The sequence below is a fragment of the Rhodococcus sp. MT28 genome (genome assembly GCF_058792695.1).
Genome location: NZ_JBXAFD010000005.1, coordinates 460195 through 472679 on the forward strand (window position 1 = coordinate 460195; position 12485 = coordinate 472679).

General features: G+C 60.2%; 15 protein-coding genes. 12 read left to right on the top strand and 3 right to left on the bottom strand.

Annotation, left to right across the window (positions count from 1 at the left end):
- The 7 genes from AC1Q6C_RS22050 (at position 1) to AC1Q6C_RS22080 (ending at position 3455) form a co-directional block, all read left to right on the top strand.
- Positions 1-711 carry a M15 family metallopeptidase gene (locus AC1Q6C_RS22050; RefSeq protein WP_492666809.1) on the top strand — a complete coding sequence of 237 codons (711 nt, stop codon included), beginning with the start codon at positions 1-3 and terminating at the stop codon, positions 709-711.
- The gene (locus AC1Q6C_RS22055) at positions 711-992 is read left to right on the top strand and encodes a hypothetical protein (protein ID WP_058226363.1); all 282 of its coding nucleotides are present in this window, start codon (positions 711-713) and stop codon (positions 990-992) included. The genes AC1Q6C_RS22050 and AC1Q6C_RS22055 overlap by 1 nt, the downstream gene beginning before the upstream one ends.
- Positions 992-1279 carry a hypothetical protein gene (locus tag AC1Q6C_RS22060; protein ID WP_161121292.1) on the top strand — a complete coding sequence of 96 codons (288 nt, stop codon included), beginning with the start codon at positions 992-994 and terminating at the stop codon, positions 1277-1279. Before AC1Q6C_RS22055 ends, AC1Q6C_RS22060 begins: the two co-directional genes overlap by 1 nt.
- Before the next feature lie 193 nt (positions 1280-1472).
- A complete protein-coding gene (locus AC1Q6C_RS22065) occupies positions 1473-1790 on the top strand; it encodes a putative phage holin (RefSeq protein WP_492666819.1) in 318 nt (105 codons plus the stop codon).
- Positions 1790-2557: a hypothetical protein gene (locus tag AC1Q6C_RS22070; RefSeq protein WP_492666810.1), complete on the top strand. Its 768-nt coding sequence runs from the start codon at positions 1790-1792 to the stop codon at positions 2555-2557. The genes AC1Q6C_RS22065 and AC1Q6C_RS22070 overlap by 1 nt, the downstream gene beginning before the upstream one ends.
- A gap of 12 nt (positions 2558-2569) precedes the next feature.
- Positions 2570-3007 carry a phage upper tail fiber protein gene (locus AC1Q6C_RS22075; protein ID WP_492666811.1) on the top strand — a complete coding sequence of 146 codons (438 nt, stop codon included), beginning with the start codon at positions 2570-2572 and terminating at the stop codon, positions 3005-3007.
- Positions 3008-3017: 10 nt separating this feature from the next.
- Entirely contained in the window at positions 3018-3455 is a 438-nt protein-coding gene (locus AC1Q6C_RS22080) for a hypothetical protein (protein ID WP_264614283.1), read from the top strand.
- 450 nt (positions 3456-3905) lie between these two features.
- Here the strand turns inward: AC1Q6C_RS22080 and AC1Q6C_RS22085 are convergent, their stop codons facing one another.
- Positions 3906-4199, bottom strand: a complete 294-nt coding sequence (locus AC1Q6C_RS22085; RefSeq protein ID WP_492666812.1) for a hypothetical protein — start codon at positions 4197-4199, stop codon at positions 3906-3908.
- On the opposite strand from AC1Q6C_RS22085, the gene AC1Q6C_RS22090 reads away from it, so the two are divergent.
- Positions 4198-4581 carry a hypothetical protein gene (locus AC1Q6C_RS22090; protein WP_492666813.1) on the top strand — a complete coding sequence of 128 codons (384 nt, stop codon included), beginning with the start codon at positions 4198-4200 and terminating at the stop codon, positions 4579-4581. The two genes, AC1Q6C_RS22085 and AC1Q6C_RS22090, sit on opposite strands and share 2 nt — an antisense overlap.
- Here the strand turns inward: AC1Q6C_RS22090 and AC1Q6C_RS22095 are convergent.
- Entirely contained in the window at positions 4574-5380 is an 807-nt protein-coding gene (locus AC1Q6C_RS22095) for a glycosyltransferase family 2 protein (protein ID WP_492666814.1), read from the bottom strand. The genes AC1Q6C_RS22090 and AC1Q6C_RS22095 overlap by 8 nt on opposite strands.
- An 893-nt stretch (positions 5381-6273) precedes the next feature.
- Here AC1Q6C_RS22095 and AC1Q6C_RS22100 point away from each other — a divergent pair.
- Complete coding sequence (locus AC1Q6C_RS22100; RefSeq protein WP_230359739.1) at positions 6274-7389, top strand: NAD(P)/FAD-dependent oxidoreductase; 1116 nt, start codon at positions 6274-6276, stop codon at positions 7387-7389.
- 10 nt (positions 7390-7399) lie between these two features.
- Here AC1Q6C_RS22100 and AC1Q6C_RS22105 read toward each other — a convergent pair whose 3' ends face one another.
- The gene (locus AC1Q6C_RS22105; protein ID WP_230359740.1) at positions 7400-9934 is read right to left on the bottom strand and encodes an AMP-binding protein; all 2535 of its coding nucleotides are present in this window, start codon (positions 9932-9934) and stop codon (positions 7400-7402) included.
- Between the two features lie 178 nt (positions 9935-10112).
- Between AC1Q6C_RS22105 and AC1Q6C_RS22110 the strand changes: the two genes are divergently transcribed.
- The 3 genes from AC1Q6C_RS22110 to bluB all read left to right on the top strand — a co-directional run bounded on the left by AC1Q6C_RS22110 (position 10113) and on the right by bluB (position 12475).
- Entirely contained in the window at positions 10113-10715 is a 603-nt protein-coding gene (locus AC1Q6C_RS22110) for a lipocalin family protein (RefSeq protein ID WP_492666815.1), read from the top strand.
- A gap of 81 nt (positions 10716-10796) precedes the next feature.
- Complete coding sequence (locus tag AC1Q6C_RS22115; RefSeq protein WP_007731308.1) at positions 10797-11849, top strand: CobW family GTP-binding protein; 1053 nt, start codon at positions 10797-10799, stop codon at positions 11847-11849.
- Positions 11846-12475: a 5,6-dimethylbenzimidazole synthase gene (gene bluB / locus AC1Q6C_RS22120; RefSeq protein WP_007731309.1), complete on the top strand. Its 630-nt coding sequence runs from the start codon at positions 11846-11848 to the stop codon at positions 12473-12475. The genes AC1Q6C_RS22115 and bluB overlap by 4 nt, the downstream gene beginning before the upstream one ends.
- Positions 12476-12485 lie beyond the last annotated feature (10 nt).

Consider the following 12485-nt stretch of genomic DNA (forward strand, 5'->3'; position numbering starts at 1 on the left):
ATGACATTCCGTACCCCGTACGGGAACACCCACTCCGAGAACGGTTGGCGCATGTGCAACCGCGACGAGTGCGACATCCCCCGCATCAAAGACCTATTCCTCGTCGACACGGCGCCGCTCCGCAAAGGCGCGACGCTGACGATCCTCGGCGCATGGCTGTTCTGGTACGACCGCAACGTCGAAGAGATCGGCTCCCCAGTGTGGGGTTGGTCGAACACCAACGACGTGGCTAACTCGAACCATCTGTCCGGGACCGCGGTCGACGTGAATGCCCCGAAGTATCCGTGGGGTCAGCGTGTGATGCCCGCCGCTCGGATCGCGAAGATCCGCGAGGGACTTCGCCTGTTCGAGGGCACCGTCTTCTGGGGTGCCGACTGGTCCCGCGCTGACGAGATGCATTACCAGATGGCGTTCCGTGAGGGCGATGCACGCAATGAGGCGTTCGCTGCGAAGCTCCGCGCCGGCCATCTCGGGATTTACGGAACACCTACTACCCCAACGAAGCCCGAGGAGGGTGACATGGATTTCGCTACTTTCAAGACGTACATGGATGCGGTTGTGTCCGATGTGAAGGACATCCGCGAGCAGCTGTGTGGAATGAAGCAGCGCGATCGCGGGCAGTTCGGTGGCTGGCCCCAGTTGGGCGGCAAGACGATTGTCGACGCGATCGCCGACATCGGGAAGCGTCTCGACAAACTGGAGGGCAAGTGATGACTGCTGATTCTGGTTTGGATGGTTTCGCGAAGTCGTATGTGCAGAACATTCCGTTCGTGAAGCAGAACCGCAAGACGATCGCGAACGTCGTCGGCCTGCTCGCTAACGTGCTGGTCCTCCTCGTCGGGTTGCCGATCTCGGGTACTGCGCAGGTTGTGTTGGCGATCAGCATTCAGGGTGTGTTTGCGGTGTCGGCGTGGCTGGTGCCGAATGCGATCACCGCGCAGCAGGCTTCGGAACTCGACGAGTACGTCGGCCGACACCGCAAGCAAGGGTGATGGGGGAGTTCTTTTCCGCGCTTCCGATTGAGGGTGGTGTCGTCGTCGGGTTCGTCGTCGGTGTCTTCCTGATGATCGCGAGAGGTGTCCTCGTCGTCGGCGCTCAGCATCGTGAGCAGTTGGATGCTGAGCGTCAGGCGAATACGTATCTCCGGTCGGCGTTGGACAAGGCGTTGACGCTGAACGGTGAGGACGCGAAGACCATCGCGAAGCTGTCGGCCACGTCTGATCTGTCGGCGCGGCTGCTGGAGGAGTGGCGGAAAGAGTCAGCTCAGGGGGCGTCGTGAGGTGGCGCCGGCGCGCTCGCGTCGAGAACGAAGCGGTCACCGAGGCACGGTTGCTTGAGCTGGAAGTGGATAAGCGGTTGGCGGCGTCTCGTCGTGCACGCCCGGACCATGAGCGTCGCGGGCAGCGTGTTCAGGATCAGATGGTGCGCAACCACTTCGGTGAGTTGTTCCGGCTGAGTATGGAAGGGCGATGATGCTCAGAGAAGTCGGTAACTGGCTGTTGGTTGCGCTGACGGTGGTGTGGTGCACGTTCACTTTGATTTATGCGTTTAGGTCGAAGTGGTGGACGAACGAGGTTGGTCGGGTGTTGTTGCCCGAGAAGGTGTTGACGTGTCTGGTGTTGATTCAGGTGGCTGCGTCGGCGATGTCGAACTCGTTGTATCCGGGGCGTGATGTGATCCGCATTGTTTTGTATGCGGGGTGCGCGGTTTCGGTGTTGGTTTTGACGGTTGTGTTGGTGCGTGTGCAGAGGCGTGAGCGTCGATGTCGATCTGAGCGGGGTGATTGCTGATGGAGAAGTTGCCTCCCGGTAAGCCTAAGAACCAGGACATTTGGTCGACGTTCAAAAACAACTGGTTCAGCAACATTTTCGCCGGCTTCGCGAACATCGGCCAACTGCTCGGCGACATCGCGAACGCGTTCCTCGGTGGCGGCGGTTTCGGGCCTGGACCGTTGAAGTCGATCAGCGACAAAGCGATGCAAGACGCCGCCTACATCTTTGATCTACAGAACCGGGCGCAGGTGCTTGAGGGCATCATCGGTTACGGCTCGTGGGTTGCTTCCCAAAACTTGTTCATCACGTTCGATCAGGATCAGCCGGGGATGCGGACGATGTCGTTTGATCGGCAGGTCGGCCCGAGTGTCGGTGTGACGTTGGTGTCGGATCCGGCGTTGGCTGGCAAGAAAGTTCAACGCCTGGACTCGAAGGGTTTGTGGCAGGTTCTCGCGCAGACCCGTTCCCGCGGTACTGGTTTCACTGGTTCCGCGAAGGTGTACATGGACATCGTTGTGAAGGCCCCGGATGGTTCGGAGTATTACCGGCGTTCGATGGATCAGTCTGCGATCTCGAACAATGGTGGTGATGGTGAGATCACGTTGTCGAACAACGTGTTTTTCACGACTCCGTCTGCTGGTTACACGGTTCGGGTGGATTTGTTTACGGGTCGTTGGCGCTGGTTTTACGGCGGTTCTCAGTGGTCCGGTTTGAGTGTGTTGAAGCATTCGTCCGAGGTGCAGAACCCGGGCACTGTCGATCCCGGCACTCCGCCGATCGCGTGATGAGGAGAAGCGATGCCTGTTATTTCTGATCGTTTGACTGATGGTGCGAAGTTGGGTGTTGGTGCGGAGATTGTGTTCACGGTCCGCGACATCCGCGACAGTGTGGCGCATGATGCGATCCTCGGTCCCGCACGCACCACGGTCCCTGTGAATGCGACGACTGGATTGTTCACAACCCCGGCGTTGGATCCTGGCCCGTACTGGGTGGGGATCCGATGGTCGAGATCCAATCCAACGCATGACGTTTACCCCATTGAAGTCCCCGCCGAGTCGGGGACTTTCCGTTTGTGGCCGCTCATCGACGCCGGCGCCCCACCGCCCGAACCGGGCGCGTTGGGATTCATCCGTAACGGCGGCAGCATTCAGCGCGCCGAAGACCTCACCATCGCCGAATACGCGGCGATCCCCAACCCTGACCCAGCCACCCTCTACCTGACATTCGAGTCCTAGGAGACCCCTCATGGCCGCAACCGCCAAGCTGTACGGACCAGCAATGAAGTCCGCATTCAACGGTGAAATCAACTGGACCTCGCACACGATCAAGGTGATGTTGTGCACGAGCGCGTACACGCCGGATCAGGATGTGCACCAGTACAAGTCGTCGGTCACTAACGAGGTGACGGGCACCGGTTACACGGCAGGTGGGCTCACGTTGACCACCCCGACCGTGAACTACACCGCGGGCACGAACACCCTGGTGCTCGACGGACCTGACCTCGAATGGTCCACTTCGACGATCACCGCCCGGTATGCAGTCATCTACGACGGGACCCCAGGAACGGATGCGACCCGCCCGCTGATCGCGTACGCCGACCTCGGTGGCGACGTATCGACTACCGCCGGCAAGTTCACCATCACCTGGGACGCCGCGGGAATCATCACTTCCACCACTGCATAGGGCGGCTGCCATGGGCTTGTACAACAGAGGTCGTGCTGTCACGGGGATGTACCTCGATGGGAAGCCTGTGATCCGCGCCTATCTGGGTGACAGGTTGGTGTGGGACGGTTCGAAGTCGGCGTTTGTGTCAGTCCCCCGAATTGGTGTTGTGATGTCGGCGCCGGCACCTGATGTGTCGGCGTCGTCGTCGGTGGCGGTTGGTGTCGCTGCGATGGCGATGTCTGCTGGCGCGCCGAGTGTGACTGCGACGGCGTTGGTAGCGATTCCGGCCGCGGCGATGACGTTGGTTGTTCCTGCGCCGGTTGTTCATGCTGACGCGAATGTGTCTGTGGAGGTTGTGACGATCGCGATGCAGGCGTTGCCTGCGGTTGGTGCGGTCGGCGCGGATGCGACTGTCGCTGTGCCTGCGGCTGCTGTGACGATGTCGGCGCCTGCGCCTACTGTGGCGGCTCACTTCGAAGCGGCGATCCCGGTCGTTGCTGTGACAATGTCGACTCCGGCGCCTGTGGTTACTGCGACAGGTTCAGCAGTAGTTGCTGTGGGTGTTGCTGCGATTACTGTTTCGGCGAAGGCCCCGGTTGTTACCGCGACCTCGTCGGTGAGTCTTCCGGTTGCCACGGTAGGCGTGTCTGCGAAGGTGCCTGTTGTGACCGCGTCGTCGACTGTGGCGGTTCCGTCTGTCGCTGTCACGATGTCGGCGAAGAACCCTGTTGTCCAGGCGATCAACTTCACTCCCTCTGGCATGACGAAGTCTGGAACATTTGCGACATCTTCGTCATCCACTCCGGTGCAGGTCACAGGGTGGGGAAGCGACCCGGGGTATCCAGGCAGCACCGTCACAAACAATGCCCTGGTCGTATCTGGCACAAAGACCGCCACGGTCGAAGCCACTGTCGTATTCACACGCCAATACTTCAACCAGACCTACAAGGTCGAGGTGCGCCGCGGATCCACTGTTCTGGCATCCCAAACCGTAGTTGCGCCTGCAAACACCGGCACTTACACGGTCCCGATTGCTCCAACAGATATTGCAGTGACGAGCGGTGACCAACTCACTGTTTGGGCGAGCGTAACAGGGTTCAACAACACGGTTATTGAAGCTGGAACCTTCATCCGCATCACATGATAGGCAACTCGCGGGCCTTTACGGTCGTGAAAACTCTATATGCGGGCCACAGCAAAGCGTGAACAATCGAGTCGACGGTGATCATCAAACTCAATCTGCGGTTCATGAGTCCGTGACGCTCGATTACTGCGCGAGAGGCACCGTTATACCGCAGGTATTTTCTGGGCGGTGTGACTCCGCGTCTTGCGGATGCCGATGCCTGCATGGAGGGTAGATGACTGATGGTGTGACCTTCTTTGCGAAGGCAAAAGGATAGGTCCAGATCCTCGTGGATGTCCGTGCGGTCGCTCAAATGTGGCCGTACGGACATCCATGAGGAAGTTCGGATGGCCATATTCGCTCCGACCGCCGCGGATACTTGAGGATTCGTTTCGTTCCGCAATCGTTTGATCTGTCGTTTGACGACGAGGCGATGGAGGAACGTGAATGGGGAATCATAGATGTGTGTGACTCCGGCTGCGGCGGAAGAATCGGCGTCGGCAAAATGGGCGTGTATTGCTTGCGCCCATCCGTCATGGACTCGGGTGTCGGCATCGATGCGGCCGATGATGTCCGTTGAAACCGTATCGAATCCAGCGTTCCGGGCATGGACAACGCCCTGCCGGCGCTCGACTAGATAGCGGATCTTCGGCGACTTGAATGCGTGAACGATCGTTGCTGTCTCGTCGGTGGAGTTGTTGTCGACTATCACAATCTCGTCAACTAGATCGCCTTGGTTCAGTATGGCGGTGATGCAGTCTTCGATGTGGTCAGCCTCGTTGTATACAGGCACGACCACGGCCAAGCTTTGCTTGTACATGGGCTAACAACTCCAGTTGACAGAAATGTCGAGAACGTCCGGTTGGATGATAGCAAGGTTAAACATCTGTCCCCTCTGTGTCATCCCAGCTAGTGCATGAAATAGCCCCGACCTCAAAAAGGTCGGGGCTATTTCGCGTCTCCGGATGCGCCGATGCCCACCTGTGCTGCCGAATGAGTCAGGTGGGCATCGAACTATTCAGTTGTGGTGCGGCGATCACTGACGGCTTCCCTTCCGTCTCCTGCCAACAGAGCCGACGCTACCACTCATCGAACAGATGTGCGAAACTTTCGGTGTGCCGTCGACTGAACGATCCCCGAGCAAGTGTCCGAACGGGCACCCGCTCGCGGCGAACACGTGCCTCGTCGGTTGGGAAGTCTGCGGCTGCCCAACCGCACACAACGGTGGTCATCGGACGCACTATTGTCGGCGCTGCGGTGAGACGATCCGCACCCCCGAGTGTTCCGGTGCGGACCCGCAAACCGACCGCTGGCGCAACCGCATCTAATCGAACGCACATGCGACGAAAATCGTGTTGACCGCGTCAACATAGTCGTCCATAACCGCTGGTCGCCCGGTTTCGTCAACAGTCATGAAAGACGCAATAAACATGGCTTGACCTGCGCATACGCCCTGTTTTCGCAGGGGTTCGAGTCCCCTTAGCTCCACCCGAACAAATGCTCTGCACCAATCGGTGCAGAGCATTTGTTGTATTCGAGCCAGTGTTGTGTTGTCGACTCTGTGTTTTTCGAGTCTCTATTGCATGCAGCACAGTTCTGCCTAGATGTGTCGACCGCCATAACGCCAGGGCGTCAATGTTCAATAACGTCCGCGATGAGGCCTGATCATCCCGTGCATTCTCAGCATGGGGACCGTTGGCGGAACGGAGAACCATGAGTGCACACGTGGTGATAATCGGGGCAGGATATGCGGGCGTCATGGCAGCGAAGCGACTGCTGAGAACTCGGTCGGACATCACGGTGACCGTCGTGAATCCGCGCCCACACTTCGTGCAAAGAATCAGGCTCCATCAGATGATCGCGGCTGGCTACGACGCGACGGTCTCGTTCGACAGGGCGCTACCGCGTGCGGCACACCGAGTCTTCGGAGAGGTGACGACGATCGAGGCGGCGCTCGGCAGGCTCACCCTCGACGACGGCAGTGTGCTCGACTACGACTATCTGGTCTACGCAGTCGGAAGTGGGCAGTTACCCAGCACTATCGGCGGGGCGGCGGAGCACGGGTTCAGCGTCTCCGAATTCGAGGACGCGGTTCGCCTCGAATCCAGACTGGCGACACTCGACGGGAAGGCTACGGTCTGCGTTGTCGGCGGCGGTCTCACCGGAATCGAGACTGCCGCAGAATTGGCTGAGCAGCGAAGCAGCCGAATCACTTTGGTGACCGGAGGAATCGTGGCCCCGGATCTGTCAGAGCGTGCGCGATCTGCAATTCTCAGAACATTGACCGATCTTGGGGTCGACATCGTCACCGAATCCCGGGTTACACGCATTGACGGTTCGTCCTGCGAGCTTGCGGGAGGCGCACGGGTGGAGGCAGATTGCACGATTCTCGCGACAGAATTCGGGGTCCCCGAGCTGGCGCGCCGAAGTGGCCTTCCCGTCGACGGTCTCGGTCGTCTGAAGGTCGACGACCGACTCGAATGCTCGTCCCACCCCAACATCGTCGGTGCGGGTGATGCTGTCGCAGTCGGTGATCTTTCACTGAGGATGAGTTGTCAGGCTGCGATTCCCTTGGGAATCCATGCGGCCGAGACGATCCTGCATCGACTCGAAGGTTCCGCGCCGCGCCCGGTGGCTCCGAAGTTCGCAGGCCGGTGCATCAGTCTCGGGAGGCGGCGAGGTGTGTTCCAGCGGACCACTCGTGTCGACGACGCAGCGGGCATGTTCATCGCAGGCAGGGCGGGTGCGTTCGTCAAGGAACGAGTGTGTTCGTCGACGACCGAGTGGGCACTCACTCCCCGCCGCTCTTTCTTCTACAGCTGGACATGAGCAGCGCTGGTCACGCTCGATCACAGACTCGATCGATGATCGCCGCAGTCTTGCGGACGTACGGTTGGCGGACGACGTCTTCGTGGCACGCGTCGACGTCGTCGAAATCCAGTGAGCCCGTGGCAATGAGTGACCAGATCTCGCGTCCACGGTTGTTGGTGGCTCCACGGATCACGGTGACGGGCGCGGCGCATGCTCGTATCCGATGCTTCCGGAGCGCCTGGCCTCCTATGTAGAGGAACACGGTCCACTGGGTGGCCGGCGGGTACTGCAGAATGCCGGCGAACAGCGTGCGGATCCACATGGCCGCGACGGTGCGTCTGGTCGGCTTCCAGCGGGCATTGGTGGATGGTTGTGGTGCAAGGTCGACGATCGACGGAGCCAAAGTGATGCCCGCTCGACCAGCCAGTCGTGCGGCAGCCTCGGTGGAGATTCTGGTGTCGAGAACGGTGACGTGTTCGACAGTGTCACCTGACTCGGACAGCTGTGTCGCCATTTCCAGCGCCACGTAGCCGCCGTACGAGTATCCGGCGAGGAGGTATGGCCCGGTGGGCTGAATCTTCTTGATTTCGAAAATGAAACGGCGGGCGCTTGCTTTCACCGACCGGTCGGGTAGTCCGCGAGATTCGAAGCCATGTGGCTGAAGTGCGTAAACCGGCCGATCGGTGTGAAGCGCTTTCGACAAGGTGGACAGCGTCGTCGATGGGCACCCCGCTCCGTTCATGATGAACAGCGGTCGCCCGGACCCTTCGAGCTTCAGCGGAACCAACGTGTTGTGACAGACGCGATCATCGGGATCGATTCTGCGCCGATCCACCAGCGCTGCAAGGTCTTTGACGGTACTGGCGGCCGCGAACTCCGCCGCCGTGATCCGGATCCGGAACATGTCGTGAATCTTTGCCACCACTTCGGTTGAAGCAAGCGAGTCGCCGCCGAGTTCGAAGAAGTCGTCCTCACGGTCGATGGAGTCGACGCCGAGAATCGACTCCCAGATCGAAGACAACCACAATTCGGCGGGCCCGGCGAGAGTCGGTGGAGTGGACCGCACCTCGACGGAGGGCAGCGCTGTTCGATCGACCTTTCCTCTTTCGTTGCGGGGCAACGCCGGCATCAGAAGAAAATGTCGGGGGAGCATCCAGGCCGGCAGATATGTCGCCAGTTCGCGCCGCATCTCGGCGCCCGACCGTGCCATCACGGTGTTGGTCAGGACCACGTAGGCGACGATCTCCGGTCGATCGTTCTCGAGGACGACGACCACGAAAACATCGGCGACGCCGGGAATTCGACGAATATGCGCCTCGACTTCCATCGGTTCCACCAGGTAGCCCCGAATCTTGACGGCGTCGTCGACGCGTCCCCGCAGTTGCAGTTCTCCGCGTTCGTCGATGCGGCCCCGGTCACCGGTCCGGTAGATGCTCACTCCGTCGCCCAGGCGCGTGAATCGTGTTGCAGTTCGATCCGGGTCGCCGTGGTATCCGTCGGCAAGATCACTGGAGACAACCTGAATCTCTCCGATCTCTCCGTCGGGGAGAGGCACGCCGTTCACATCGACGATCTGTACGTCCTTGCCGTCGCGAGCACGTCCGGCCGGTACCACTCCGACGGGTAGTTCGGAATGTGGTGGGAACGCGTTGTACGCGACGACACCGGTCTCGGTGGTGGCCAGCCAGTTGACGTACGTGACGCGAGCGAAGCCGTGACTGCGATGGCGCGCGTAGTCCTCGCCGTGAACTGCTTCCCCGTACGTTACGACGACGCGTAGGGAACCGATCGAATCATCATTTGCTGCATCGCAATCGAGATCCGACCACGCCCGCAGAAAGGACGGCGCACAGTGCGTGGTCGTGATCGAATTCTCGATCAGCCAGTCGTCGATTCCCGAGACGCCGTCGATACGTGGATCCCAGCAGTAGACCGTGACTCCGTTCATAAGCCCCATGATCAGGGCCGTGATTCCGGCTCCGAAACTGACGGGCAACAGGTTCCCGATGTGATCGTCGGGTCGCAGGTCGATTGCTGCGGCGAGTTCGTCGGCCTTGTTCAGGCACATGGAGTGGCTCAACACGACTCCCTTGGGCGCCCCGCTGGTGCCTGACGTGAACGCGATCATTGCAGGGTCGGAACTCGATGGTTCCAACGCGCTGTCGAATCTGAAGCCCGTCGCAGCAGACTCGTCGAGTATCGACTGCAGCGGGACTGCACCCGAGGTGCTCATGATGTGCGCTCGGCGGGCCTCGGGGAGTTGTGGGTCGATCATGACCAAGGGCCGACCGGAAATCAGAGTGGCGAGGATGGCGGGCACCGACTCGGCCGTTGGTTCGAGATCGACCGCAACCGGGCGTGCCCCGTGTGACCCACGTAGGCGAAGTTCGCGGACCAATGCGTCGGTCCGGAGTTCGAGTTCGGCGAAAGTGATCCGGTCGCGCGGGGTCACGACGGCAACGGCGTCGTGCTGCATAGAGGTGACTCGGCGCCACCTCGACTCGATCGTCTCGTCGATGACTGCATAGCGAGTGCGTTCTAGACCTAAGTCGACAACCTTCATCACAGTAGCTCCGTCCGACTTTCAGCTATCTTTTAGCAAAGACTACATAAGGTTTGTGAAGTAGGTCCATAACAAACCAAAAGTAGTTTTACATACGGCCCCATCCTCCAGTCCGTCAGCTCCGAATGCCTTGAGGAACCAATGCCGATCGAGCGTTGTACAGACGAGGAGCAGTGACATGAAGTGGTCGGGGCGAAGTGCGATTGCGATTGCGGGAGTGTGCGCCGCAGTGACGATGTTTTCGGGAACTGCGCACGCGAGCCCACTCTGGGAACCCTTGCAGCCGGTGGCGAACCTGGACGTCGCGCGCTACGTAGGGGAATGGAACCAGGTGGCGGCGATTCCTCAGCCCTTCAACCTCGCGTGCGCGAAGGACACCCGGGCGAGTTACGGGATTGTCGATTCCACGAACGTGAGCGTGAAGAACACGTGTACGACGTGGACCGGTCAAGCCAACGAGATCGTCGGGAATGCCCGAGTTACCGATCCAGCAACGGGTGCCCAGTTGCATGTGAGCTTCCCCGGGGTGCCCTCACAGGAAAGCTTGGACGGCCCACCCAACTACATCGTCACCTACATTGCCGACGACTATTCGTGGGCACTGGTGGGCGATCCGCTCAGGCTTTCCGGGTTCGTGCTCTCACGGTCGGCGGTCATCGACGCGGCAGGCTGGAGTGAGATCCGCCGGGTCGCCGAATCCCGTGGATACAACGCATGCACGATCCTGACGTCACCGACCACCGAGGGCACGTCGGACATCCGTCCGCTCTGCACGGTGTGAGTCTGCTGTCAGCGTGAACCTTCCGGAGCCACACTCCACTACGATCACTGATCGGTACGTGTGGTTTCGGAAGGTTGTGTGGTGGCGAAGAAGCAGATTCCCGTAATAGTCGTCGCAGGTTTTCTCGGTTCGGGCAAGACGACGCTGCTCAACCATCTTCTGCGTAACAACGACGGTGTACGCATCGGCGTGATCGTCAACGACTTCGGATCCGTCAACATCGACTCGATGATGGTCGCCGGTCAGGTCGATTCGATGGTCTCTCTCAGCAACGGCTGTTTGTGCTGCGCTGTCGACGTCTCGGACATGGACGAGATGCTGAACAAGTTGGCGCACCGGCAGTCCGGGATCGACGTGATCGTCATCGAGGCCAGCGGGCTTGCCGAGCCGCGGAACATGATTCGACTCGTCCTCGGAAGTGAGAACCCGTCTGTCGTCTACGGCGGCCTGGTAGTCCTGGTCGACGGAGCCAATTTCTCCACCGTTCGCCGCGAACATCCCGAGCTCGATCAACATGTCCGCCTGGCAGACCTGGTGGTAGTCAACAAGATCGACAGCGTTCCGGTCGCCGAACGCGAGCGATTCACGGCCGAAATTCGTGAGTTGAATCCGCGAGCGCCGATGGTGGAAACCTCGCACTCGCGGATAGACCCCGCTCTGTTGTTCGATACCGGCGAGGTGACCCCTCCGGCTCCGGGCGATCAACTGAGCCTCGACGAGCTCCTGCGCGACGGGCACGACGACGATCACGAGGACGGCTCGTGTCATCACGATCACCTGCACCATCGCTACGAATCGGTTGATTTCGCATCGGAGACGCCTCTCGATGCCAGGGCTCTGACGCACTTTCTCGAGAATCAGCCGTCGGGTGTTTACCGCATCAAGGGCTTCGTGAACTTCGAGATTCCGGGCTACACAGGAAAATTCGAGATCCAATCGGTGGGTGATCATGTCCGGATCACGCCGCTGCGATGGAAGTCGGGCGAACCTCGAACCACGCAACTGGTCGTGATCGGCACCGGGATGGATTCGGGGGCGGTCGGCAGCGCGCTCCGCGCCTGCATGCGCGAAGAAACGGTCGAACCGCACCCCGACGCCATGCTGGGATTGCACCGCTATACCGTCGGGGCGTGAGTGAATCAGCTGTATCCGTGTACGAAGCGATTCGGCGACGCCGAGACGTTCGCGCCGAGTTCTCGGGAGAGATCGTCCCCGACGAAACTCTGATGCGCATTCTCGACGCCGCCCATCGCGCGCCGAGCGTGGGAAACACGCAACCGTGGGATTTTGTCGTCGTTCGTAATCCGGAGACGCTCGACACCTTCGCGGCACACGTCGCCGATGCCCGGGTGAAATTCGCGCAGTCTTTGCCCGAGGATCGCCGCTCGACGTTCGACCCCATCAAGATCGAGGGAATCGCCGAGAGCGGTACCGGCATCGTCGTCACTTACGACCCGTCGCGCGGTGGTCCGAACATCCTCGGCCGTCATACCGTCGACGACACCGGACTGTTCTCGGCGGTACTGGCAATTCAGAATTTGTGGCTCGCCGCGGTAGCCGAGGAGATCGGCATCGGCTGGGTTTCGTTCTACGACGAGAAGTACCTCACCGAACTCATGGGCATTCCGTCACCCGTTCGCCCCATTGCGTGGCTGTGCGTCGGGAAGGTGACCGAGTTTCAACAGGTTCCGGATCTCGAACGCTTCGGATGGCGACAGCGCCGGCCATTGGCCGACGCTGTCCACTACGAAACCTATTGAGTTGTACCGG

What these genes read in the sequence shown, in the direction of transcription:
- AC1Q6C_RS22050 (WP_492666809.1), top strand. Translation starts at nt 1, where the DNA reads ATGACATTCCGTACCCCGTACGGGAACACCCACTCCGAGAACGGTTGG.
- AC1Q6C_RS22055 (WP_058226363.1), top strand. Translation starts at nt 711, where the DNA reads ATGACTGCTGATTCTGGTTTGGATGGTTTCGCGAAGTCGTATGTGCAG.
- AC1Q6C_RS22060 (WP_161121292.1), top strand. Translation starts at nt 992, where the DNA reads ATGGGGGAGTTCTTTTCCGCGCTTCCGATTGAGGGTGGTGTCGTCGTC.
- AC1Q6C_RS22065 (WP_492666819.1), top strand. Translation starts at nt 1,473, where the DNA reads ATGCTCAGAGAAGTCGGTAACTGGCTGTTGGTTGCGCTGACGGTGGTG.
- AC1Q6C_RS22070 (WP_492666810.1), top strand. Translation starts at nt 1,790, where the DNA reads ATGGAGAAGTTGCCTCCCGGTAAGCCTAAGAACCAGGACATTTGGTCG.
- AC1Q6C_RS22075 (WP_492666811.1), top strand. Translation starts at nt 2,570, where the DNA reads ATGCCTGTTATTTCTGATCGTTTGACTGATGGTGCGAAGTTGGGTGTT.
- AC1Q6C_RS22080 (WP_264614283.1), top strand. Translation starts at nt 3,018, where the DNA reads ATGGCCGCAACCGCCAAGCTGTACGGACCAGCAATGAAGTCCGCATTC.
- AC1Q6C_RS22090 (WP_492666813.1), top strand. Translation starts at nt 4,198, where the DNA reads ATGACGAAGTCTGGAACATTTGCGACATCTTCGTCATCCACTCCGGTG.
- AC1Q6C_RS22085 (WP_492666812.1), bottom strand. Translation starts at nt 4,199, where the DNA reads ATGCCAGAGGGAGTGAAGTTGATCGCCTGGACAACAGGGTTCTTCGCC.
- AC1Q6C_RS22095 (WP_492666814.1), bottom strand. Translation starts at nt 5,380, where the DNA reads ATGTACAAGCAAAGCTTGGCCGTGGTCGTGCCTGTATACAACGAGGCT.
- AC1Q6C_RS22100 (WP_230359739.1), top strand. Translation starts at nt 6,274, where the DNA reads ATGAGTGCACACGTGGTGATAATCGGGGCAGGATATGCGGGCGTCATG.
- AC1Q6C_RS22105 (WP_230359740.1), bottom strand. Translation starts at nt 9,934, where the DNA reads ATGAAGGTTGTCGACTTAGGTCTAGAACGCACTCGCTATGCAGTCATC.
- AC1Q6C_RS22110 (WP_492666815.1), top strand. Translation starts at nt 10,113, where the DNA reads ATGAAGTGGTCGGGGCGAAGTGCGATTGCGATTGCGGGAGTGTGCGCC.